The organism is Halochromatium sp. (assembly GCF_054919635.1).
In genome coordinates, this window is the sequence record NZ_JBUDPI010000025.1 from 1 (window position 1) to 20,510 (window position 20,510).

The window sequence follows — 20,510 nt, forward strand, 5'->3', positions numbered from 1 at the left end:
CTGGCTTGATTCAATGGTAACCCCTGTGACCACGACCGACCAAGCCAAACGCACCTTGTTGCGTGACAAGATCTGGGAATCGCCGTAAACTAAGGGGTCTGGCTGAGTGGCAGAGTGGTTATGCAGCGGCCTGCAAAGCCGTGGACGCCGGTTCGATTCCGACCTCAGCCTCCAATGTTTACAAGCACCAAAGCCCGCACTAGCGGGCTTTTTTGTCGAGCACAACGATCTTGTCGACGAAGCCTAGCCGCAGGTTTTTCGCGCTGAGGTAGTCACGAACCTGCCAGGTTGGGATCGGTACACCGTGGTCTTCCAGGAAGATGCGTGCCATGTGGACGAGGAAGTCAGGATGGTGCTGGTACGGGATGCGCAGCGGTAATCGGTACACGCGGAACTCTGCATTATCGATCTGGGTGCAAGCATCAACGAAGCCTCCAATGTCGAGCGGTGCAAGCCCCGCATAGCCTAAGGCCGCAAGATGATCTGGCAGATCGGCGGGATCAGCCTCATCGCCGTTGAGGGTGAACACCAGGCTTCCCCCCGGCTTGACCGAGGCAAAGGCTGCCCGCGCCAGCTCCCCCCAGTCCTGGTCGAAGTAATAGATCGAGTGCGTGAAACAGACGAGATCGAACTGCTCTCTCTGCTGCGTTAGCGCTCTGTAATCGGCATGCAAAATATCCGCGCCCAGCGCTAGGCTCTGATCCGCGGCGCGCAGGCCAGCAAGGCTGAGCGGGTCGCGCTCGATAAGCTGAACGCGCTGGAAGTCGCGGAACAGCTCGAGCAGCCGGCCTCGGCCGCTGCCGACGTCTTGAGCGCTCCCTTGCGCAGGGAGCCTGGCTAGGATCTGGCTGGCAAAGAGCTCCAAGAGTGCTGGGGTTTCGCCGCTCGCATCGTAGAGCAGCTCTATCAGCTCAATGGCATAGTTCGGATCAAGCGTTAGCCATCCTGCGCCGATCTGATCTGGTAGAGGATAGCGGCCCAGGAAGCCGAGCACTCGGTCAGCGGGCAGCTCGATACCATTGGGGAGAGGCGGATTCAGGGTGATCTCGTTCATTGGCTCGGGCTCTTGTCATGGATCAGGCGAAGACGCCAGAAGGCACTGAGACCTTGCTGCAACAGCAGCCCACCAACGCCAAGACTCGAGAGGACAGCACCCCAGAAGCCAGCCGCATCGGCGCCGCGGGCTAGGTTGACAAAATAATCGGGCATCGGCTCAGGCCTGACATCAGTCGTTCACTCACCGCATCGGGTCCGTCTCGCGATCGGCTTCTCGCAGACCCTAGCCCTGTTCACCGGTCGCAGACGCCAGTTGGTCGGCCATCGTCCGCGAGCTCGCATCCGGGCTCGCAGCCTGGCTCGCATCCGGGCTCGAGGTGCTTTATTAGTGGCCAAACAGCCGGCGCACATCAACCGCTTGGCGTGCCTCGGCAAACGCCAACAGCTCAAAGGGCTTGAAGCCGAAGAGACGGGCAATCAGCAGGTCCGGCAGCTGCTCGATGCGCATAGTGTTGACGTTGACGCTGTCGTTGTAGAGCTCACGGCGGTCGGCGATACTGTCTTCGAGATAGGAGATGCGCTGCGAGAGCTGTTGGAAGCTGGCGTTAGCCTTGAGCTCCGGATAATGCTCGGCGAGGGCGAAGAGTCGATCGAGTCCAGCCCGAAGACGCTCCTCAGCCTGGCCTAGACCTCGCACATCGCCGCGCTCACGGGCCGTGGAAACCGCCGAGCGCGCCTCGACCACGCGCTCTAGCGTCTCTTGCTCGTAGCTCATGTACTCTCGGCAGACCGCCACCAGGCTCGGCAGCTCGTCATGACGCTGCTTTAGCATCACATCGATATTCGACCGAGCCTTGGCGACCTGATGCTTCAAGCGCACCAGGTTGTTATAGATGCCCCCTGCATAGAGCCCGATCACGAGAACGACAACGAGGACGATGATCAACGTCAGGCTCATTCGGCACCTCTCAGAGCAGTGAAGCTCGAGCAATAGAGACGGCACGGGCATTCGCTGCGATCACAGCTGGCTGCCGGGCTCACAGCAGCGCGATCAACGCGATCGCCGTCTCCAATGGTAGTCGATTCGCACCGGGCCTTTGTCGCCCGTGCTATGGTTCCAGCGTCTTCAGATGAGGTTGGCGAGGTGACGTGAGCGGATTAACCCACTTCAACCCTGCGGGCGAGGCACAGATGGTCGATGTTGGGGCCAAGCCCGAGACCGACCGCATCGCCCGCGCAGAGGGCTGCATTCGGATGCAGCCCGAGACCCTGCGTCTGATCGAGCAAGGTGGTCATGCCAAGGGCGATGTGCTCGGCATTGCGCGGATCGCCGCCATTATGGGCGCTAAGCGCACCGCAGATCTGATCCCGCTCTGCCATCCATTGGCGCTGACCAAGGTCGATTGCAGCTTCGAGATCCAGCGACCGCGAAGCGCTGACGACGGTGGGGCGCTGGTCGGGACGGCAGGAGCTGAAACAGCCGCTGCGGACGCTGGTATCGACGCTGCCGTGCTGTGCCGCACGACGGTGGCGACACGCGGTCGCACCGGGGTCGAGATGGAGGCACTCTGTGCAGTGCAGATCGCACTGCTGACCATCTACGACATGTGCAAGGCGGTTGACCGTAGCATGATCATCGATGGCGTCAGCCTGCTCGAGAAGCGCGGCGGACGCAGCGGACACTGGACGCGCAGCGCATGAGCGAGCCGATCACAAATCCGGTCTTTCAACGCGCCGCCTTCCTCAGCGCAGCGCCAGAACTGGCTGCAGCGCCCGAGGATAGCGGTTATGAGGTTGCCTTCGCAGGCCGTTCGAACGCCGGCAAGTCCAGCGCCATCAACGCCATCTGCCATCAGCGGGGACTGGCGCGCACGAGCAAGACCCCGGGGCGCACGCAGCAGCTGATCTTCTTTCGGCTCGACGACGAGCGGCGGCTCGTGGACCTGCCTGGCTATGGCTTCGCCAAGGTCTCGCTCTCGATCAAGCAGCGTTGGCAGCAGCTGATGGAGCGCTACCTGGAGCGTCGGGCATCACTCAAGGGACTCATCGTCGTAATGGACATCCGCCACCCCATGACCGACATCGACCAACAGATGATCGACTGGGGCGTCGCCGCCGAGCTGCCGTTGCTCCTGCTGCTGACCAAGGCGGACAAGCTCAAGCGCGGCGCGGCTGCGAGCAGTTTGGCGCAGGTCCGCAAGGCGATCTCAAACGCTCCGGTGCCGATTCAGGTGCTCGCCTTCTCGTCGGTCAGCCGGATCGGTCTGAGCCAGGCTCAAGACCAGGTCTCGCACTGGCTCGGTCTGTAGCACAGCCTTCTTAGCGCTCAGAACTCGCCAACGGCGGCGCCTTGCATCATCGCGCGAATCGTGTCGCGAACGCTGATCGCTTCCTGCTTCAGCTCCGGTGGAAGCTCCCGACCACCATAGATCATAAAATCCAGGTTCATCGAGAACAGCCAGAGCTTACCCTCACGGTCCTCGACCAACGCAATGCGACAGGGCATGAAGCCGCTGTAATGATTGCGGTACTCGAGCATCATCTTGCCAACCTGCGCGTCACAGAACGACAGAAAGTTGACATAGCGATAGTCTTCGCCAGTGACGGCTTCGACCTGCTGATAGAAGGGCGATTCGCCGACGAAGAGCAGGTTATTGGTGGTCGCAAGGCTCTTCAGCGAATCGATCACCTCGTCGGTACTGAGGTCTTCTTCCACGGGCACCGACCACATCATCGCAGTGCCCGGATCGCCGGTCTCAAGCAGGTCTGAAGCGAAGCTGGAGTAGGTCGGGAGGAATTCCGGATCAAAGTCGGCGAGGCGCGGCATCAGCCACAGGGCGATCGCGATCACAAGGATCAGGGTTAGCGCGCCGATGACCGCGAGCAGATTACGGATCAATGTCATGCCAGACTCCGAACAGGCTATCGGGACCGGCCGACGGTCGCGCAGACAGCCGCTGCACGGCCTGTGGGCCGGCTGGAGCCCGGACGCGGGCTCCGATGCGTGACGTCTAGCTCAGAGCTAGTTGGGGCGGCCCGATCAGTTCGCTGATGCGGCTGGGCCAACGCTGGGTGCTGCCGGCATCTCAGGCATCGCCGGACGCTCGGGCATCGGCGGCATCTCCGGCATACTTGGCATCTCAGGCATGTCCGGCATCTCGGGCATGTCATGCATCATGGGCATCGGATGCATGCGCGGGCAGCCCGCTCCCATCTCTTTACAATTGGGATGCATGCCGTGGTAGCCATGCCCTGGATAGCCGGGGCCGTAGCCATAGCCGGCCTGCGGCGGTTGGCCATAGGCTGGACCGGCCATCGGTGGCCTTTCGGGCTGGGCGGCACCGCCGAAGAGCGCGGCAATGGCCTCTTTCTGCTCATCGCTCATGGCTTCGATGGTCGCCCGATACGATTCATAGCGCTCGAGCATCTCTTTGCGACGCTGCTCGGCCTTTGCCCGCATCTCCTCAATGCGCTTGGCGCGCTCTTGCATCGCCTTCTCGTAGCGCTTTTGCATCTCGGCGCGCATCGCTTCCATCTTGTCAGCCGACGACGGCTGCGGCTGAGCCTCGGCCTGCTCTGGGCCTTGCTCCGAGGCCTGCGCCTCTGGCGCCTGCTCGGCTCCTTGTGCCGCCTGCTCAGAAGGCTGCTCGGGCGCTTGCTGGCTCGGCTGTTGGGCCGCCTGTTGGGTTGGCGCGCTCTCTGCAGCCGGCTCAGCGGCAGGCGCCGCCGGAGCGGCCGCTTCCTGAGCGAGCGCAGCCGAGCCAAGACTCATGCTGAGCGCGATGGCGGATACAGTTGACAGGAAGAGGCCTTTCGGAAACATCGTTTTCTGGAAGATCGCTTGTTGGGACATCGTGGTGGTACTCCTCATCTTGGGTGGCGTGGTGGATGGAAGAACGCGGCGACCATAGCACGGTTGCCGAAGCCGAGAAAGCGAGGCCAAGGGCCGGTGCGCTTGCTCCAGAGAGCAAGATGATTGCTCAATAGGGTATAGAATGAAGGGATTCGCGGGGAATGAGAAGTGGGAGATCAGCGCATGCAGATTGGCGACCTGATGGCCGAGACCGGTGTCAAGTTCGGAACCAGCGGTGCACGTGGCCGGGTCGAAGACATGACCGATCTGGTCTGTTACGCCTACGCGCAAGGCTTCTTGCGCTACCTGCTCGGCATCGGAGCCTTATCGACAGGCAGCAAGGTCGGCCTCGCTGGCGATTTTCGCGCCAGCACGCCGCGCATCCTCGGTGCCTGTGCCAAGGCGGTGACCGATATCGGCTGTCAACCAGTGAATCTCGGTCGCATTCCGACACCAGCCCTAGCGGCTTATGGGATCGCCAACGGCTGGCCCACGATGATGATTACTGGCAGCCACATCCCCGACGACCGCAATGGCATCAAGTTCAATCTGCCGAGCGGCGAGATCCTGAAGCAGGATGAGGAAGGGATTCGGACACAAGCCATCCAGGTGCCCGATGGACTCTTCGACGCCGCTGGGGCCTTCATCGATGCCAGTCACAGTACCCTACCGCCCGAGGAGCCTTCAGCACTCGAGCACTACATCGCGCGCTATCTGGATTTCTTCCCAGCAGACTGGCTCGCCGGCCAGCGCATCGGACTCTACGAGCACTCCAGTGTTGCCCGCGACGCCCTGTTTCGGGTGCTCACCGGGCTCGGCGCAGAGGTAGAGCGCCTGGGCTTCTCGGAGACCTTTCTCCCGGTTGACACTGAGGCGATCCGCGCCGAGGACGTCGCTCTGGCGCGCGAGTGGAGCGCCGATGGACGCCTCAACGCCTTGGTCTCCACCGATGGTGACGGTGATCGGCCTTTGATCGGCGACGAGCGAGGTGAATGGCTGCGCGGTGACATCGCCGGAATCCTCTGTGCACAGGCACTAGGCGCCGCTGCTGTGGTGACGCCGATCAGCTCCAACTCGGCCCTCGAGGGCAGCGGCTGGTTTCGCGAGACGCTGCGCACTCGTATCGGCTCACCCTATGTGATCGCTGGCATGCAGGCCTTGTCTGCGCGAGGCATAGCGCCCGTTGTCGGCTACGAGGCGAACGGCGGCTTCTTGACCCAATCCGATATCCAGCATCAAGGCCGAGTCTTACCAGCACTGCCAACCCGCGATGCGGTGATCGTAGCCGTCGCGCTGATCGGCACCGCCCGCGCCACTCACCAGCCGCTATCGGCCCTAGCGCAGTCACTCCCGCAACGCTTCACCTATAGTGATCGGCTCAAGGACTTTCCGACGGCGCTCAGCGAAGCACGCTTCGCCGCCTTCCAAACCGGCGACCGCGCGGCCGATCGCGCCGCGTTGGACCGCATCTTTGCCGCCGACTTCGGTCCCGTGGCCGAGGTTGATGAGACCGATGGCATCCGCATGACGCTCGTCTCTGGGGATATCCTGCATCTGCGCCCTTCCGGCAATGCGCCCGAGCTGCGTGCCTACACCGAGGCAGACAGTCCGGAGAGAGCCAAGGATCTAAGCCGGCGCTGCCTCGCAATCTTGGAGCGTTGGCGCAGCGCCTAGGACATCAAACCTCAGTCAGCGCTGCGTTTCTGTGCGCCAAGCTCGGCGACTCTGCCCCACTCGCGGCAGGCCCCGGTAACGCTCGGCGCGGGTCTCCAGCAAGGCAAGGGCAGCCGTATCCAGCTCGCGCTCAAAGGTCCACAAGCGCTCGTCGGCAGATTGCTCGGTACCGCTGTCGATGTCGATGTCGGCAACTAGCTCAATTAGCGACGGCTCGATATAGCACGCCTCCCCGCCACTCAAGCTTACTTGCACGCCGCTTCCAACCGAGGCCAAGCGCTGTTTCCAAGGGGGGAGATGGCTTAGGTGAGACGATGGAGCAGAGAGTGGCTCGATCCCGAGCATGGTGTCCGCATGCAAGGCGAGCGGATGTCCTCCCGCATCGACCACGATCAGCAGATCGCGGCTCGCAGCGGGCGGCAGCGTCGATCCGTCCAACGCGGCCGGACTGATGACCGGGGCAAGCTCACCGCGCAGATCAAAGGCACCCACCAGATAGGCCGGGGTGTCATCGAGTGCGGTCAGGCGCGGCAAGGATAAGCAGGTGCGCAGGCTGGCAGCGGCGACGGCATAGGTCTGAGCACAGAGCGCAAAAACCACGCACTCGGTTGTAGCACTCAAACAGGGCGACGGCGAGATCGGCCTTGCCTGGCACTCGACAGAGATCATTCGGGGCCTCCGGGCCGTAGCGGCCGACTGACCAACCTAGAGACCGGGCCAACCGAACTCGATGGTTAGTGTCCCGGCGTCATTGCGCTAAGCCTAGTCTATATTTCGGTTTTTTTGCGCCTTGGCGCTGATTTCTCGCGCCAAAGCTGTCAGTCAGTCGGTCCCTCACGCAGCAACGGACGCATGGCGCGCAGGAGGTTGGCGAACAGATGCGGATGATCCGCCTCTTCCCGTGCCAATAGGACCTTCATGTGCTCGCGCCGAGTCGGCATCCGGAAGCAGGCCGGGCAGCTATCGGGCACCACCGGCAGTCCGGCGTTGCTGGCGAAGTCGCGCATCTGCCGCTCGCGACAGTAGACCAAGGGGCGGATGATGCGCAGGTCGCCGGCATCATTGCGGTAATGCGCCTTCATGGTCCGAAGCTGCCCCCCGTGGAACATCGACATCAGCAGGCTTTCGGCGAGATCGTCGAGATGTTGTCCGAGGGCGAGCACGTTGTAGCCCTGGTCCCGGCATAACCGATACATGATCCCCCGCTTCATCCGTGCGCAATAGGCGCAGAACGAGTCACCATCCATGTGCTCACGGGCCTGCTCCATGATGGGCTGGCGCTCATAGTGCCAAGGCAAACCGCGCTGTGCATACCACTCGGTAAGTGGCGCCGGATCGAAGCCCGGCACCTCGGGATCGATGGTCAGCACCGCCAGCTCGAAGCGCACCGGCGCATAGCTGCTGAGATGCCGCAGCACCTCGAGCAGCGACAGTGAATCCTTGCCCCCAGAGACGGCCAGTAGGATGCGATCGCCATCACGGATCATCTCGAAGTCCGCGATTGCTCGACCGACTTGCCGCAGCAGCGACTTGGGTGGACGCGGTAGCTGCAGGGGCCGCTCGGGGGCGACGAGACTTGGCGGGACTGTCTTTGGCAAGGTTGACTCTGACGGGGCGGACTCGGACATGCCTCAGCTCATCCGCAGCACGAGCTTGCCCGTCATCCCACCGGCCTCAAGCCGGCGATGGGCCTCGGCAGCCTGCTCGAGCGGCAAGCTCTCGGCGACCTGCACCCGCAGCTTGCCGGCATCGAACAGCTCGCCGCAGCGGCGCAGGATCTCGCCTTGGTGATCGAGAGCTGCCGTTAAGCCCCTCAACTGGGGCGTCAGCATCAGCTCGAGGCTGATCCGCAGGTTGCGGTTGCGAGCCTCTTTGAGGTCGAGGTCGGGGCCGGGATCGAGGATCGTCACCAGGTCGCCATAGACCGCTATCAGTGGAATTGTTTCACGAAACACGGCCGGCCCGATGGTATCGAACGCGACATCGACACCACGCCCTTCGGTCCAGTCAGCCAGGCTATCGCGGAGCGACTCTTCCCGATAGTTGATCGCGTACTCGGCGCCAAGATCGTGCACCAGATCGGCCTTGTCGGCGCTGCTGATCGTGGTGGCGACCCTTGCGCCCGCCGGGCGGGCAAGCTGGATCGCGACATGCCCAACACCGCCAGCACCACCATGGATGAGCACGCGCTGTCCCTCGCGCAGGCGAGCACGGTCGTAGAGCGCCTCCCAGGCGGTGATCAGGACCAAGGGGGCAGCAGCCGCCTCGACAAAATCCAGCGATGTGGGCTTGGGCTGCGCGATACGCTCATCGACAACAATATACTCGGCATAATTGCCATGCGGCCCACCCAAGCCGCCATGGCAGAACCAGACCGCATCACCAGGCCGAAACCGAGTCACGCCTTCGCCAACGGCCTCGACCACGCCTGCACCATCGCAGCCCAGCACCGCGGTCAGGGTCTCGGGGACCAAGGTGCCACGAGCACGAATCTTGGTATCAACCGGATTCACGCCGGCCGCTTCAAGGCGGACCAGGACATCGGTTGCCGATTGTATCTCTGGCTCCGGCAGCTCGACCCGAGTTAACACATCCGGTGCGCCGGGCTCACGCATCTGTATCGCCTTCATGGGGTCTCCTCGTCGTTGTGAGGGTAGAGAACATCGAGTCAGCCACGGCGTCATCATGGCTCACTGCTTCGACTACAGGGCTTACACTACAGGTTATCGTATAGATCATCGGGCACCGGTGCCTGAGTTGGAGGACCGCATGCAGATCGAACATTGGCACCCAGGGGATGATGGACCCTTGAATGAGGTCGCGATGCGGCACAAGCTCGAGCGGCGCGGCTACCAGGTCAGCCGCTATGTCTACTCGCCCGGCATGTTCTTTCCCGCGCACGATCACGCCGAGGACAAGATCGATGCCGTGCTATCCGGCCGCTTTCGGATCACCATGCAGGGCCAAGAGGTCGTGCTGGAGGCCGGGGACCTGGTGATTGTGCCCAAGCATGTGATCCATACCGCGGAGGTCGTTGGCGACGAGCCCGTCGTCAGTCTTGACGCCGTCCGCTCAGCCTAGCCCCGGGGCCAGCCGCGGTACATAACAGGTGAAGGTTGAAGACCGCGACGACTGCCGCGATCTCTCCGGCTCGCGGCAGGATGCATCGTCTGCCGCCTGTCTATGCCAATAATCGGCCGATGCGGGGCCGACATGGGTCCAATGCAGGGCTAATCCAGGAGAGCAGCATCCGATGACAACGATCATGCTTGTCGATAATGGCTCGCGCCGTGCTGACGCGACGCTCGCGCTGCGCCGACTGAGCGCTGCACTCGGCAACCGACTCGGTCTGCCCGTTCACCCGGTTTCGCTGCAGCATTCCTCAAGCATTCCCGCAGAGGAACTCGATGGTCGCCCCGCGGACACCTTAGAGCCCTTCCTCGTGCACATGGCGGCCGAGGGTCAAACAGACTTTCTCGCCGTGCCCCTCTTCTTCGGGCCCAGCAAGGCCCTGACTAAGCTGATCCCGGAAACGGTTGCACGCGTCAACGCTGTTGGTCCTAACGTCTGCATCGACGTCGCCGATGAACTCTGTCCATTGCCGGTTGGAGAGCCACGGCTTGCGATGATCCTGGATCGCGCCATTCGCACAGCGATCTGCGACTTGAGTCGGAATGCGCCGAATCAATTGTCACCGCGCGCGTTGCTGGTCGATCACGGTTCCCCGATTCCGGAGGTGACCGCGGTCCGCCGCTGGTTGGCCGCTCAGCTCGAAACCCTAACGAAAGGCGATTATCGCCTTAGCGAGGCGGCAATGGAGCGACGCGCTGGTGCTGAATATGCCTTTAACGGCGCCTTGCTTGAGGAGGCCTTGACTGACATTGGCCAACGCGAGCCGCAGGCTCAGGTGGTGGTTGGGATGCAGTTCATCGGGCCGGGACGCCATGCCGGAAAGGACGGTGATGTGGTATCGATCTGCGAGCGAGCGCAGGAGCAGTTTCCTGGTCTGGAGATTCGTATCTCGCGGCTGGTTGGTGATGATCCTGGACTACTTGATATCCTCACCGACCGGGCCAATACCGCCCTGGGCGCGAACAACGAGGCATCCCTGCCCCGCTTCGCATGCGCATCGGCTTACGCCTAGCGCCCAGACCCTAGTCTTGGACGGCCTGCAGATAATTCGCTTTGAATGTCTCGCGATCTTCCTTGTTGCCCGAATTCAGGCCAAGGGCTGCCATCTTGTCCTTCATCCAGCGAGGCAGCACACCACGGGAATAGACGTTGTCCGGGTTTTCCGGATCAACGTAACGGGTGTAATTGCCAGTGCCAGCCCGTTTGGCTCCGGTGCTGCCGCTGCCGCGGCGACGCTTGCCTGAGGGCATCAGAAGGTTGGCAATCTCCTCAGCGTCGTGGCCACGTGCATCAATCAGGTCCTTGATCTCTTGGGCCAGCTCAGTCTTTTCCGTCTGCCAACGTTGATCGAGGGCCTTCTTCAGCTCAGCCTCGCGCTGCTTGGTCTGTTCAATCTGATTCTTCAGCTCTTCTGCCGAAAGATGTTGATATTCCACTCATCCCCTCCGGGGCGTATCGATGAAAAACATAACGCCCAGCGCGCGCGTTGCGCCTGCTAGGCAGCTTGTAACCCTGCTGATCACCGGATAGCGTTTCGGCTACCGAACGCTCGGTCGCAAAAAGAGGCATTGATCGCAGTCGAGCAGCCACCGCATCGCGCTGGCTCTTCGCCGCAAGCGATGCGATGGCTGCGATGCTGATCACGCCTGTTGGCGCTATTGATGCTGCCGGAAGCAGGATTCCAGCGGCAGGTTGATGGTCACCCGCATTAATCTAAACTTAAACAAGGAAAAGTCAAGCCGAAAACGAGTCAAAGCCGGTTCAGTCTCTTCGTTATGAGAACCAATCGACATCCACGGCTTGCTTATTCTTTACTCCCCGTATTGAGGTCACACTATCGTGCTGTTCTATCTGAAGCTCTACCTGCTGACGGTGCCCCTGTTCTTTCTCCTCGATATGCTTTGGCTCGGGGTGATTGCCCGTCACTTCTACCGCAACAATCTCAACCATCTCCTCTCGGATCGCGTGGACTGGCCAGCGGCGATCATCTTCTACTTGATCTATATCGTCGGGATTCTTCTGTTTGCGGTCGCGCCAGGATTGGCAGCTGATTCGCTGCGCAAGACCGCGCTGTGGGCGGCCGCCTTTGGCTTTTTCACCTATGCAACCTATGAGCTGACGAACCGTGCAACACTGCCAGACTGGCCGATGAAGGTCGTCATCGTCGATACAGCCTGGGGCATCACGCTCTGCACGCTGGTCGCTATTGGCGCCCATCTCATCGGCAAACAGCTGGTATAACTACCAGGCATTGACCTAGGGTCAGTCCTGCTGAAGCCGATAGCGCGCACCACAATAGGGGCAGGTCAGCTCACCGCTGGGCTCCTCATCGATCGGCAGATAGACGCGGGGGTGCATATTCCAGACCTCATCCTCGGGCAGCGGGCAGCTCAGGGGCAGGTCTTTTGCAGTCACGACCCGGGCGTTGGTGTCCGCTGGCGGTGGCGTTACACCGGTCATATCAAGTGCGGGGTCGATGATGTGCTCTTCCATCGGGTCTTACTCTCTAAGCAGCCTGTCGTCAGAGGTAGGTCAGCCAATCGGCGTGCGCTTCGCTATTGCCTTGAACGACGTCGAAATACATGGATTGCAAGCGCTCGGTAATGGGGCCTCGCGTCCCGATGCCGATCTCGCGGCCATCGACCGAGCGGATCGGGGTGACCTCCGCCGCGGTGCCAGTGAAGAAGGCCTCATCGGCAATATAGACCTCATCACGGGTAATGCGCTTGCTCACCACCTGGAGGCCGATCTGGTCGGCCAAGGTCATGATGGTGCGCCGGGTGATGCCGTCCAGGGCAGAGGTCAGCTCAGGCGTATAGAGCACGCCATCGCGCACCAGAAAGACGTTCTCACCGCTGCCCTCGGTCACATAGCCTTCGGCATCCAACAGCAGTGCCTCGTCATAGCCATCACGAATGGCCTCTTGCAAGGCCATCATCGAGTTCATGTAATTGCCGTTGGCCTTGGCCCGGCACATGGTGGCGTTGACATGATGCCGGGTAAAGGAGGACACCCTCACCCGGATGCCGTTGGTCATGTTCTCTTCACCCAGGTAGGAGCCCCAGTCCCAAGCGGCAACGATGCAGTGAACGCGCAGATTGTCAGCGCGCAGCCCCATGCCCTCAGAGCCGTAGAAGCACATCGGACGGACATAGGCGGAGCGCAGGCCATTCTCGCGCACAGCAATGCATTGCGCCTCGTCGATGGTCTCGCGGTCATAGGGCATCCGCATGCCGAGGATGTGCGCCGAATTGAATAGGCGCTGGGTATGATCGCGCAGACGAAAGATTGCTGGACCGCGCAGGGTCTCATAGGCGCGAACGCCTTCGAACACGCCCATGCCGTAGTGCAGCGTGTGGGTCAGCACATGCACTTGGGCCTCTCGCCAGGGCACAACCTCACCGTTGTGCCAAATGAGGCCATCACGATCGTGCATCGTCATCGTTGTGAAGCTCCGGTACGAACGCCCGCGCAACGCAGGCGGTATGAGAGTGCCATCGGTCAGTCCGCCGCGCTGGCTTCCATCAGCTGCTGCCAGATGGCCGTGACAGACTGCCGCTCCAAGCCGAGCTGAGTATCCTCGACCAGTCCCGCCGTATCCTGCAGCGCATGGCGATGATAGGCCGCACGCAAGGCCTTATAGGCCTGCGTCAGCTCAGCGCCGACCGACTCGGCCAGCAATCCCTGTTTGATGAGCGTCTCAAGCAGGCGGATATTGTCGGTCCAGGTCGTCAAGGCGGGATAATCACAGGCCCAGCGCAGAACCGCGTATTGGACCATAAATTCGATGTCCGCAATACCACCCGCGCCCTGTTTCAGGTCAAACCAGCCTTCCCGCGTCTTATCCAGATTGGCGCGCATCTTGGCGCGCATCGAGCAGACCTCCTCGCGTAGCCGATCCGGCTCCCGTGGTCGTTGCAGGATTGCAGCGCGAGCCTGCTGAAAGCGCTCGCCGAGTCGTTGATCACCAGCGATTGGACGCGCACGCACCAACGCCTGATGCTCCCAGGTCCAGGCACTCTCCGCCTGATAATCGGTGAATGAGGCCAGCGAGCGAGCGATCATGCCCTTATTGCCGTCGGGGCGCAGGCGCATGTCGACCTCGTAGAGCACACCGGAGTAGGTGGGCGTGGTCATCACATGGATCAGCCGCTGCCCGAGCCGGACATAGAATTGCTCGCTGGCAATGGGCCGTGGTCCATCCGTCGTCTGACCCGCTGTCGCCTCGTCATAGAGAAACACCAGGTCGAGATCGGAATTGTAGCCGAGCTCGAGGCCGCCGACCTTGCCATAGCCGATCACACTGAAGCCGGGAGCCTCTCGATGCGTCCCAGGCGGGCAGCCATGGCGCTCGACCAAGTCTTGCCAGGCCATCTCCACGCTGCGCCCGGTCGCAACCTCGGCAATCTCGGTGAGATAGTCACTGACCACCATCAGCGGGATGGCCCCAGTCACATCAGCCGCTGCGACGCGCAGGCGGTTGCCTTGCGCGAACTGCCGCAGCCGCTCCATGCGCTGCTCGAGGTCATGCGCATCAACCCCCGAGAGCAGCTGATCGAGCTCCTGCTCCAAATCGACGCGGTGCAAGGGCTCGAACAGCCGACGTGGATCAAGCAGCTCATCGAGAAGCAGCGGCTGACGCGCAGTACGCTCACCAAACCACGGACTCTTGGCACTGAGCCGCACCAGCTGATGCAGTGCGTCGGGATGCTCGGCGAGGAGGTCGAGGTAGGCGGTGCGGCCGAGCACGGCCTCCAGCACCTTGAGCACCCGGCTCAGTGTCAGGTCAGCCGCCCCCGAGGCGGCAACCTCTTCCAGCAGCCGCGGCATCACCAGCCCCAAACGCGCAACACCCCGGCTCGACAGGCCCTTTCGCTGGGCCGTGTCGCGGAAATCGACGATCTGCTGCCAAGCCGCATCGGGGTCAGCGAAGCCCGACTCCTGTAGCAGCGCGACCACCTCTGCCTGCTCCGGTGTCCGCTCCCAGAGCGCAGCAACCGACGTCCCCGCCTGCGGACGCTCATCGGGATCGGCGAAGACGGCATCGAAATGGCGTTGAACACAGGCTCGATGCGCGCTGAGGACCGCGTCAAAGCTTTGCCAATCCTCATAGCCCATCGAGCGCGCCAGCCGCTCACGGGCGAGAGGTGCAGTTGGCAAGGTATGCGTTTGCTCGTCACGCCAGGCCTGCAGTCGGTTCTCAGTCAAGCGCAGGAACCGATAGGCTTCGGTCAACTCGGTAACGGTTGCAGGCTCGAGCAGACCCTTTTGGCCTAGCAGCGCTAGCACCTGCTGAATGGGCCGGACTTGGAGGTCGGGCTCACGACCGCCGCGAATGAGCTGGAACGACTGGCCGATGAACTCGATCTCACGGATGCCGCCGGGGCCAAGCTTGATATTGTCGGCCATACCCTTGCGCTTGAGCTCGCGATCGATCAGGACCTTGAGGTGACGCAGTGAGGCAATCGCGCCGAAATCGAGATAGCGGCGGTAGACAAAGGGCCGCAGCATCGCCTCAAGCTCGGCTCGGGCCTCCGGCTCCCCGGCAATCACTCGAGCCTTGGTCATCGCGTAGCGCTCCCATTCCCGTGCCTGGGAATGGTAATAGCCTTCCATGGCATCGAGGCTCATCGCCAGCGGTCCGGCATCGCCAAACGGCCGCAAACGGGTGTCGACCCGGAATACGAAGCCATCGATGGTCTTGGCATTGAGTGATTTGACCAGCCGCTGGCACAGACGCGTGAAGAATTGCTCGACACTCAGCTCGCGCGGACTGCCTTGTATACGCCCAGCGCTCGGAAAGGCGAAGATCAGGTCGATATCGGACGACAGGTTGAGCTCGCGCGCACCCAGCTTGCCCATGCCCAGCACGAGCAGCGACTGCGGCCGTGCATGACCATCCTCCGGCACGCCGAGCTCGGCGCGCGTCCATTGCTCGAGCAGGCGCAGGCTCTCACAGATACAGCTATCAGCGAGCGCGCTCAGGTCTTCGAGGGTCTCGTCGAGCTCGGCCCAGCCGGCCAGGTCTCGGAATATGATGCGCAGCATCTGTTGGCGCCGAAAGCGCCGCAATGCCCGCTGCAGGGCCTCCTCATCGGCGACCCCGGCGAGCGTCTCACGCAATTGGTCAGCAATGGCATCGGCCGCAAACGAGCGCGTGAGCGCGTTGGTCTCGAGCAGACTGGCAAAGCTCTGCGGATCACGGGCGCAGGTCAGCGCGACAAACTCACTGGCCTCCCAGACGCGGACGCGTGCCTCCTCGAAAGCCTGATCCGCAGGCAGGGTCAATGCATGCTCGGTCGCCCAGTCCAGCCACTGCTGCCAATGGCCTTCGTTCGTGCTCGGTTGGGGCTCTAGCATCTCACTCCTGATGGATGCGATAGCTCGAGCCAAGCCGGTGCCGCTCGCCAGGACCGAGCGTCACCCGATCCTCAGCGGCGTTGGTGGTCTCGACACAGAGCATGCGCAGGTACTCATCATCTGCGAAATCCCCCATCGCACGCGCCTGCTCTACCCAGGGATTCCAGACCACCGCGGAGCGACTGCCTTCGCGCTCGATATGGATGCTGCGCCCAAGGCTCGGATCATCGATCACCAGCGTCTCGGTGCTATCCAGATAGATCCGGTCGACGGGTCCGTCGACATTGACCGGACCAGACTGAGCCGCTCGAGCGCCATCCTGAAGCTTGTCCAGGTAGTCATGACCGGCGAGCCCAAGCACCTGGGCCTGACGCACATCGCCAATACTGAAGTAGGCATGCAGCGCCTGTGTGATAACGATCGGGGCCTGACCGGTGTTTTGGCTGATCAACGCCAGGTCCAGGGTCTCACCGATGGTCACTTCGAGCTCCAACGAAAAGGCATGAGACCATAAGGCCCGACTGCCCTCATCATCGCGCAGGCCAAGCAGCACCCGCGTGCTGCCGTCGACCCGCGCCTCAGTCGCCAACAAGTGCCAGTCGCGATTGCGCACAAAGCCATGGGCGGGGCGTCCGCGTTGTTCCGGGTCAGGACCGAACCAAGGCCAGCAGACAGGAATCCCGCCTTTGATCGCCTTGCCCGCCTCGAAATAGGCTTGCCGGCTCACAAACAACAGGTCCTGCGCGGCGTCGACCGGACAATAGGAGAGTACCTGCCCACCCTGCACCGAGATCGACGCATTGGCAAAGGCATTCTCGACCCGAATCAGCGTCAGGCCGCCATCACCCTCGCAGATCGATAGCACGCCCGGGATGCCGAGCGATTCATTGGCTTGAGCGATATCCATCAGGGACTCCTCGCGGTCTGCAAAATAAGGCGATAATCAAGACCCTTCGCGCTGCATCCGATCGAGTCGGCCCTGCGCGAGCCGGGCTTCGGTGGTGTCTGGGAAGCGGCGCACGACCTCCTGAAGCAGCTCACGGGCCTCACCGAGCTCATCCTGCTCATAGGCCACATAACCGAGCTTTAGCATCGCTGAGGGGACCTTCGGACTCTGCGGATAATTGGTCACCAGAAGGCTGAATTCGTTCTTCGCTGCCGCATAGTCCTGGGTGACATAGCCGATCTCGCCCAGCCAATACCGGCCATTATCCGCGAATTGCCCTTGCGGATAGCGCTCAACCATTTCGCCAAAAGCCGTCTGGGCGGCCGCATAGTCACGCGCCTTGAGCAGCTCGAAGGCATCACGGTAGAGGTCGCGCTCACCGCCGGCAGCGGTCTCAGGGGTCGGCAGCGCGAGCATGCCGGTGTCCTCAGCGCCTGCTTGCTGTGGTGCTGACGTCGATGCTTGCCCAGGCAAGTCAAAGGCGGGGCCATCAGCTCGGCTGGAAGCGCCGCCGTTGCTGTCATCGAGAACAGGATCGAAGGAGAGCGAGCTTGGGCTCCGCACACGGGCACGGAAGGGGTCACCGCCGCCAAAGGACGAGCCCCCCTCAGCGGCAGACCCCGCATCAAGACGGCTCAGCCCCGAGGTCTCAGAGCCGAGCGACGATGGTCCTCGAAGGCCCTTCTGACGCAGCAGGTATTGCTGGGTTTCAACCTGCCCCCGCAGATCCTGCACCTCCTGCTGGAGCTGCTGGATCTGCAGCACGAGATCGGAGAGCGAGCGCTCATTCAGCATCCGCTCGAGCCGCGAAAGACGTGCGTCGACGGCTGGATCAGCGGCCAGCACCGAGGTCGTCGGGATACAGCCAATGACCAGCCCCAGTAGGAGCCCGGCCGGTGCCGCGGTTAGACGATTGTGCAGCATGCTGAAGGCCCTCTTAGTAAACGAGCTCGACCCGACGATTCTGTTGCCAGGCGCCCTCGCTGCGTCCGGGGTCGGCCGGGCGCTCCTCGCCGTAGCTCAGGGTGCTGAGTCGCTCGGCGGGGGCGCCCTCAGCCATTAGGAATCGCTGCACCGCTTGGCTGCGCCGCTCACCTAGGGCAAGGTTGTACTCACGGGTGCCGCGCTCATCGCTGTGGCCCTCGAGGGTGACCTGCACACCGGGTGTGTTGAAGATGTAACTGGCATGGGCACGCAGCAGGTCGGCATACTCCGGCTTGATCTCCGAGGCGTCGTAATCGAAGTAGATCACCTTGCGATAGAGCGGGCTTGAGGGGTCATCGAGCGGTGAGCGCTCGGGCTGCACCAGCGGGCGCGTGTCCAAGCCAGCGCGTCCACCGATCGCATTCAGCTCATCAGCGCTCGGCGTATCCGGGATGGGCGGTGCCTTCTGCGTCGCACAGCCGCTGAGCGCCAAGGCTGCGATGGGCAGCAACGGAAGCAGACGTTCGATCATGAGGACCCTAATGATGGCAAGGTGTTGATGAGCGCACGGACCATGAGGGTCCGTCCAGGTTGACTGCGGTCAGGGTGTAAGCGGCGACCAGGCCGGCTCCCGGACCTCACCGGACTCTTGTGACAAGCGCTGGCCTGCACCGCCGGCGATCGGAGTCACGGACAACACGCCACGGCCATTGTTTTGGCTTGCATAAATTACCATGCTGCCGTTAGGCGCGAAACTCGGGGACTCATCGAGAGCCCCCCTGCTCAATAGGCGTCGCGAGCCGCCATTGGCGTCGGTAACGACGATGCGGAACTGGCCACCAATGCGTGTCACCATCACCATCGATCGGCCATCGGGCGAGTAGCTTGCCGCTGCATTATAGTCACCTTCAAAGGTGACCCGCTGCGCCGGGCCGCCGCTTGCCGCAACCCGATAGATCTGCGGGCGGCCGCCACGATCCGAGGTAAAGATGATGTGACTGCCGTCTGGTGACCAGGCCGGCTCGGTATCGATCGCGTAATGATCGGTCAGTCGGGTCAATTGCTTCGACGCCAGGTCCATCACATAGATATCCGGGCTCCCATCCTTCGATAAGGTCATCGCCAACTTGCGGCCATCCGGCGAGAACGCCGGCGAGCCATTGATGCCCTCATAGCTGGCAATCCGCTCGCGCCGACCTGTGGTCAATTCTTGGATGAAGATGGCGGATTTGCGTTTCTCAAATGAAACATAGGCCAACCGTCGTCCATCAGGAGACCAGGCCGGCGACATGATCGGCTCAGCCGAGTCGACGATGGTCTGCGGGTTGAAACCATCGGCATCAGAGACACGAAGCGTCACCCGCGAATCAGCGCTGCGACTGCCGGAGGTCACATAAGCGAGCCGGGTTGCGAACACGCCGCGCTCGCCGGTGAGACTCTGATAGATTTGATCGGCGATCCGGTGTGCGGCGTTGCGCAGCCCGCGCTCGGTTGAGCGCAGTGAGTTAGAGGCAAGCTGATTGCCGCTAAAGACATCGAACAGGCTCCAGCGCAGGCTGTAGCCGCTACCCTCGGCGGGTCTCACCTCGCCGATTACCAGGGTGTTCATGCCAAGCAGCTGCCATTCCCGGAAGTCGATCTCATCCTGGCGATGGGGCATGCTCAACATCTCGCTGCGGGGCATCGCACGGAAGCGACCGCTGCGCGCTAAATCGTCGCTGATAACCCTAGCCAGGTCGACTGGGGGCCGCGCACCATCGATGTCGCCGAAGGGCACCACCGCAATCGGCTGCGCACCTTCGACGCCGCCCGTGACCTCAATGGTCAGCTTGGCATGCACCTGCCCGAGTGCGAGCATCAATAGACAGGCCAGGCTTGTGGTCAGCGCGAGGCGTAGGCGTTGCATCATCTGGTCTCCCTCGAAGGACCGACTCAAGGCCGGAAGACAAAATTGAAGTCGCGGAATAGCTCGAACTCATCACCGTCGGGCACCGGCAGCGGTGAGGCTCGATAGACGGCGGCAACCACGGATTGATCGAACCCGGCCTTGCCACTGCGCTCCACGACCCGAACACTGCCGGGCACCACGGCGCCGCTAGGCTCGAGACGCAGATTCACCACCGTGCGCAGATCGGCATCAGCACCCTGCGGCCGCACCCAGTATTGGCGGACCTGACTGGTGATCAACGGCACCCAGCGGCTGGCGATTTGAGCCTGCGTGGCTGCACTCGGCCGGACTCCAGGCCCAGAGGTGCCGTCGCCGCCAGCACCGACTTGGCGTTGCTCTTCGGCCTCCAGCGCCTCGAGTAACGCGCGCTCACGCGCCGCCGCGGCCGCTGCCTCACGCTCGGCCTCCTCGGCAGCGCGTCGGCGCGCCTCGGCCTGCTCGGCCTCGCGGATACGGCGCAGCTCCTCGCGCTGACGCTCAAGCTCGGCCTGACGTTGGGCCTGGCGCTCGGCCTCACGCCGAGCGGCTTCTTCGGCCTGGCGCTGGGCCTCCAGCTCCGCTTGTCGTTGGCGCTCGCGCTCGGCTTGGCGCTCGGCCTCACGGCGAGCCTCCTCTTCAGCTCGGCGCTGGGCCTCCAGCTCCGCTTGTCGTTGGCGCTCGCGCTCGGCTTGGCGCTC

23 protein-coding genes and 1 tRNA gene are annotated in these 20,510 nt (G+C 62.5%); 7 read left to right on the plus strand and 17 right to left on the minus strand.

What is annotated here, in order from left to right; all coding sequences use genetic code 11:
- Positions 1–100: 100 nt before the first annotated feature.
- A tRNA-Cys gene (locus ACY693_RS03070) sits at positions 101–174 on the plus strand.
- Between the two features lie 25 nt (positions 175–199).
- Here the strand turns inward: ACY693_RS03070 and ACY693_RS03075 are convergent.
- The 3 genes from ACY693_RS03075 to ACY693_RS03085 all read right to left on the minus strand — a co-directional run bounded on the left by ACY693_RS03075 (position 200) and on the right by ACY693_RS03085 (position 1,954).
- Positions 200–1,054, minus strand: a complete 855-nt coding sequence (locus tag ACY693_RS03075) for a class I SAM-dependent methyltransferase (RefSeq protein WP_462320363.1) — start codon at positions 1,052–1,054, stop codon at positions 200–202.
- The gene (locus ACY693_RS03080; RefSeq protein ID WP_462320364.1) at positions 1,051–1,209 is read right to left on the minus strand and encodes a hypothetical protein; all 159 of its coding nucleotides are present in this window, start codon (positions 1,207–1,209) and stop codon (positions 1,051–1,053) included. The genes ACY693_RS03075 and ACY693_RS03080 overlap by 4 nt, the downstream gene beginning before the upstream one ends.
- A gap of 172 nt (positions 1,210–1,381) precedes the next feature.
- Entirely contained in the window at positions 1,382–1,954 is a 573-nt protein-coding gene (locus ACY693_RS03085; RefSeq protein WP_462320365.1) for a LemA family protein, read from the minus strand.
- 191 nt (positions 1,955–2,145) lie between these two features.
- On the opposite strand from ACY693_RS03085, the gene moaC reads away from it, so the two are divergent.
- A complete protein-coding gene (gene moaC / locus ACY693_RS03090; RefSeq protein WP_462320366.1) occupies positions 2,146–2,697 on the plus strand; it encodes a cyclic pyranopterin monophosphate synthase in 552 nt (183 codons plus the stop codon).
- On the plus strand, positions 2,694–3,305 hold the full coding sequence (gene yihA, locus ACY693_RS03095) for a ribosome biogenesis GTP-binding protein YihA/YsxC (protein ID WP_462320367.1): 612 nt from the start codon (positions 2,694–2,696) through the stop codon (positions 3,303–3,305). Before moaC ends, yihA begins: the two co-directional genes overlap by 4 nt.
- 17 nt (positions 3,306–3,322) lie before the next feature.
- Here yihA and ACY693_RS03100 read toward each other — a convergent pair whose 3' ends face one another.
- The gene (locus ACY693_RS03100; RefSeq protein ID WP_462320368.1) at positions 3,323–3,901 is read right to left on the minus strand and encodes a DUF302 domain-containing protein; all 579 of its coding nucleotides are present in this window, start codon (positions 3,899–3,901) and stop codon (positions 3,323–3,325) included.
- A gap of 135 nt (positions 3,902–4,036) precedes the next feature.
- Positions 4,037–4,849, minus strand: a complete 813-nt coding sequence (locus ACY693_RS03105) for a hypothetical protein (protein ID WP_462320369.1) — start codon at positions 4,847–4,849, stop codon at positions 4,037–4,039.
- Between the two features lie 183 nt (positions 4,850–5,032).
- On the opposite strand from ACY693_RS03105, the gene ACY693_RS03110 reads away from it, so the two are divergent.
- Positions 5,033–6,523: a phosphomannomutase gene (locus tag ACY693_RS03110; protein WP_462320370.1), complete on the plus strand. Its 1,491-nt coding sequence runs from the start codon at positions 5,033–5,035 to the stop codon at positions 6,521–6,523.
- A gap of 15 nt (positions 6,524–6,538) precedes the next feature.
- Here the strand turns inward: ACY693_RS03110 and ACY693_RS03115 are convergent, their stop codons facing one another.
- From ACY693_RS03115 to ACY693_RS03125, 3 genes are all read right to left on the minus strand, one after another.
- A complete protein-coding gene (locus tag ACY693_RS03115) occupies positions 6,539–7,192 on the minus strand; it encodes a chemotaxis protein CheW (RefSeq protein ID WP_462320371.1) in 654 nt (217 codons plus the stop codon).
- Between the two features lie 149 nt (positions 7,193–7,341).
- The gene (locus ACY693_RS03120; protein ID WP_462320383.1) at positions 7,342–8,010 is read right to left on the minus strand and encodes a tRNA 2-thiocytidine biosynthesis TtcA family protein; all 669 of its coding nucleotides are present in this window, start codon (positions 8,008–8,010) and stop codon (positions 7,342–7,344) included.
- A 144-nt stretch (positions 8,011–8,154) separates the two neighbouring features.
- Positions 8,155–9,153, minus strand: coding sequence for a zinc-dependent alcohol dehydrogenase family protein (locus ACY693_RS03125; protein WP_462320372.1), 999 nt, complete (start codon positions 9,151–9,153; stop codon positions 8,155–8,157).
- Positions 9,154–9,292: 139 nt separating this feature from the next.
- Here ACY693_RS03125 and ACY693_RS03130 point away from each other — a divergent pair, with 139 nt between their 5' ends.
- Complete coding sequence (locus tag ACY693_RS03130; protein WP_462320373.1) at positions 9,293–9,604, plus strand: cupin domain-containing protein; 312 nt, start codon at positions 9,293–9,295, stop codon at positions 9,602–9,604.
- Between the two features lie 172 nt (positions 9,605–9,776).
- Positions 9,777–10,667, plus strand: a complete 891-nt coding sequence (locus ACY693_RS03135; protein WP_462320374.1) for a sirohydrochlorin chelatase — start codon at positions 9,777–9,779, stop codon at positions 10,665–10,667.
- A 10-nt stretch (positions 10,668–10,677) separates the two neighbouring features.
- Here the strand turns inward: ACY693_RS03135 and ACY693_RS03140 are convergent, their stop codons facing one another.
- Positions 10,678–11,091 carry an H-NS histone family protein gene (locus ACY693_RS03140; RefSeq protein WP_462320375.1) on the minus strand — a complete coding sequence of 138 codons (414 nt, stop codon included), beginning with the start codon at positions 11,089–11,091 and terminating at the stop codon, positions 10,678–10,680.
- A 403-nt stretch (positions 11,092–11,494) separates the two neighbouring features.
- Here ACY693_RS03140 and ACY693_RS03145 point away from each other — a divergent pair, with 403 nt between their 5' ends.
- Entirely contained in the window at positions 11,495–11,896 is a 402-nt protein-coding gene (locus tag ACY693_RS03145) for a DUF2177 family protein (protein ID WP_462320376.1), read from the plus strand.
- Positions 11,897–11,917: 21 nt separating this feature from the next.
- Here ACY693_RS03145 and ACY693_RS03150 read toward each other — a convergent pair whose 3' ends face one another.
- The 8 genes from ACY693_RS03150 to tolA all read right to left on the minus strand — a co-directional run.
- On the minus strand, positions 11,918–12,115 hold the full coding sequence (locus ACY693_RS03150; protein WP_462320384.1) for a zinc-finger domain-containing protein: 198 nt from the start codon (positions 12,113–12,115) through the stop codon (positions 11,918–11,920).
- A 61-nt stretch (positions 12,116–12,176) separates the two neighbouring features.
- Positions 12,177–13,097 carry a branched-chain amino acid transaminase gene (locus ACY693_RS03155; RefSeq protein ID WP_462320377.1) on the minus strand — a complete coding sequence of 307 codons (921 nt, stop codon included), beginning with the start codon at positions 13,095–13,097 and terminating at the stop codon, positions 12,177–12,179.
- Between the two features lie 59 nt (positions 13,098–13,156).
- Positions 13,157–16,015 carry a bifunctional [glutamate--ammonia ligase]-adenylyl-L-tyrosine phosphorylase/[glutamate--ammonia-ligase] adenylyltransferase gene (gene glnE / locus ACY693_RS03160; RefSeq protein ID WP_462320378.1) on the minus strand — a complete coding sequence of 953 codons (2,859 nt, stop codon included), beginning with the start codon at positions 16,013–16,015 and terminating at the stop codon, positions 13,157–13,159.
- Between the two features lies 1 nt (position 16,016).
- Positions 16,017–16,922, minus strand: coding sequence for a D-hexose-6-phosphate mutarotase (locus ACY693_RS03165; RefSeq protein WP_462320379.1), 906 nt, complete (start codon positions 16,920–16,922; stop codon positions 16,017–16,019).
- A 36-nt stretch (positions 16,923–16,958) separates the two neighbouring features.
- Positions 16,959–17,885, minus strand: coding sequence for a tol-pal system protein YbgF (gene ybgF / locus ACY693_RS03170; protein WP_462320380.1), 927 nt, complete (start codon positions 17,883–17,885; stop codon positions 16,959–16,961).
- A gap of 13 nt (positions 17,886–17,898) precedes the next feature.
- The gene (gene pal / locus ACY693_RS03175; protein ID WP_462320381.1) at positions 17,899–18,417 is read right to left on the minus strand and encodes a peptidoglycan-associated lipoprotein Pal; all 519 of its coding nucleotides are present in this window, start codon (positions 18,415–18,417) and stop codon (positions 17,899–17,901) included.
- Between the two features lie 69 nt (positions 18,418–18,486).
- Positions 18,487–19,791, minus strand: a complete 1,305-nt coding sequence (gene tolB / locus ACY693_RS03180; RefSeq protein WP_462320385.1) for a Tol-Pal system beta propeller repeat protein TolB — start codon at positions 19,789–19,791, stop codon at positions 18,487–18,489.
- A 26-nt stretch (positions 19,792–19,817) separates the two neighbouring features.
- The coding region (tolA, locus tag ACY693_RS03185) for a cell envelope integrity protein TolA (RefSeq protein WP_462320382.1) at positions 19,818–20,510 on the minus strand (693 nt) is incomplete at its 5' end.

What these genes read in the sequence shown, in the direction of transcription:
- ACY693_RS03075 (WP_462320363.1), bottom strand. Translation starts at nt 1,054, where the DNA reads ATGAACGAGATCACCCTGAATCCGCCTCTCCCCAATGGTATCGAGCTG.
- ACY693_RS03080 (WP_462320364.1), bottom strand. Translation starts at nt 1,209, where the DNA reads ATGCCCGATTATTTTGTCAACCTAGCCCGCGGCGCCGATGCGGCTGGC.
- ACY693_RS03085 (WP_462320365.1), bottom strand. Translation starts at nt 1,954, where the DNA reads ATGAGCCTGACGTTGATCATCGTCCTCGTTGTCGTTCTCGTGATCGGG.
- yihA (WP_462320367.1), top strand. Translation starts at nt 2,694, where the DNA reads ATGAGCGAGCCGATCACAAATCCGGTCTTTCAACGCGCCGCCTTCCTC.
- ACY693_RS03100 (WP_462320368.1), bottom strand. Translation starts at nt 3,901, where the DNA reads ATGACATTGATCCGTAATCTGCTCGCGGTCATCGGCGCGCTAACCCTG.
- ACY693_RS03105 (WP_462320369.1), bottom strand. Translation starts at nt 4,849, where the DNA reads ATGTCCCAACAAGCGATCTTCCAGAAAACGATGTTTCCGAAAGGCCTC.
- ACY693_RS03110 (WP_462320370.1), top strand. Translation starts at nt 5,033, where the DNA reads ATGCAGATTGGCGACCTGATGGCCGAGACCGGTGTCAAGTTCGGAACC.
- ACY693_RS03115 (WP_462320371.1), bottom strand. Translation starts at nt 7,192, where the DNA reads ATGATCTCTGTCGAGTGCCAGGCAAGGCCGATCTCGCCGTCGCCCTGT.
- ACY693_RS03120 (WP_462320383.1), bottom strand. Translation starts at nt 8,010, where the DNA reads ATGATCCGTGATGGCGATCGCATCCTACTGGCCGTCTCTGGGGGCAAG.
- ACY693_RS03125 (WP_462320372.1), bottom strand. Translation starts at nt 9,153, where the DNA reads ATGAAGGCGATACAGATGCGTGAGCCCGGCGCACCGGATGTGTTAACT.
- ACY693_RS03130 (WP_462320373.1), top strand. Translation starts at nt 9,293, where the DNA reads ATGCAGATCGAACATTGGCACCCAGGGGATGATGGACCCTTGAATGAG.
- ACY693_RS03135 (WP_462320374.1), top strand. Translation starts at nt 9,777, where the DNA reads ATGACAACGATCATGCTTGTCGATAATGGCTCGCGCCGTGCTGACGCG.
- ACY693_RS03150 (WP_462320384.1), bottom strand. Translation starts at nt 12,115, where the DNA reads ATGACCGGTGTAACGCCACCGCCAGCGGACACCAACGCCCGGGTCGTG.
- ACY693_RS03155 (WP_462320377.1), bottom strand. Translation starts at nt 13,097, where the DNA reads ATGACGATGCACGATCGTGATGGCCTCATTTGGCACAACGGTGAGGTT.
- glnE (WP_462320378.1), bottom strand. Translation starts at nt 16,015, where the DNA reads ATGCTAGAGCCCCAACCGAGCACGAACGAAGGCCATTGGCAGCAGTGG.
- ACY693_RS03165 (WP_462320379.1), bottom strand. Translation starts at nt 16,922, where the DNA reads ATGGATATCGCTCAAGCCAATGAATCGCTCGGCATCCCGGGCGTGCTA.
- ybgF (WP_462320380.1), bottom strand. Translation starts at nt 17,885, where the DNA reads ATGCTGCACAATCGTCTAACCGCGGCACCGGCCGGGCTCCTACTGGGG.
- pal (WP_462320381.1), bottom strand. Translation starts at nt 18,417, where the DNA reads ATGATCGAACGTCTGCTTCCGTTGCTGCCCATCGCAGCCTTGGCGCTC.
- tolB (WP_462320385.1), bottom strand. Translation starts at nt 19,791, where the DNA reads ATGCAACGCCTACGCCTCGCGCTGACCACAAGCCTGGCCTGTCTATTG.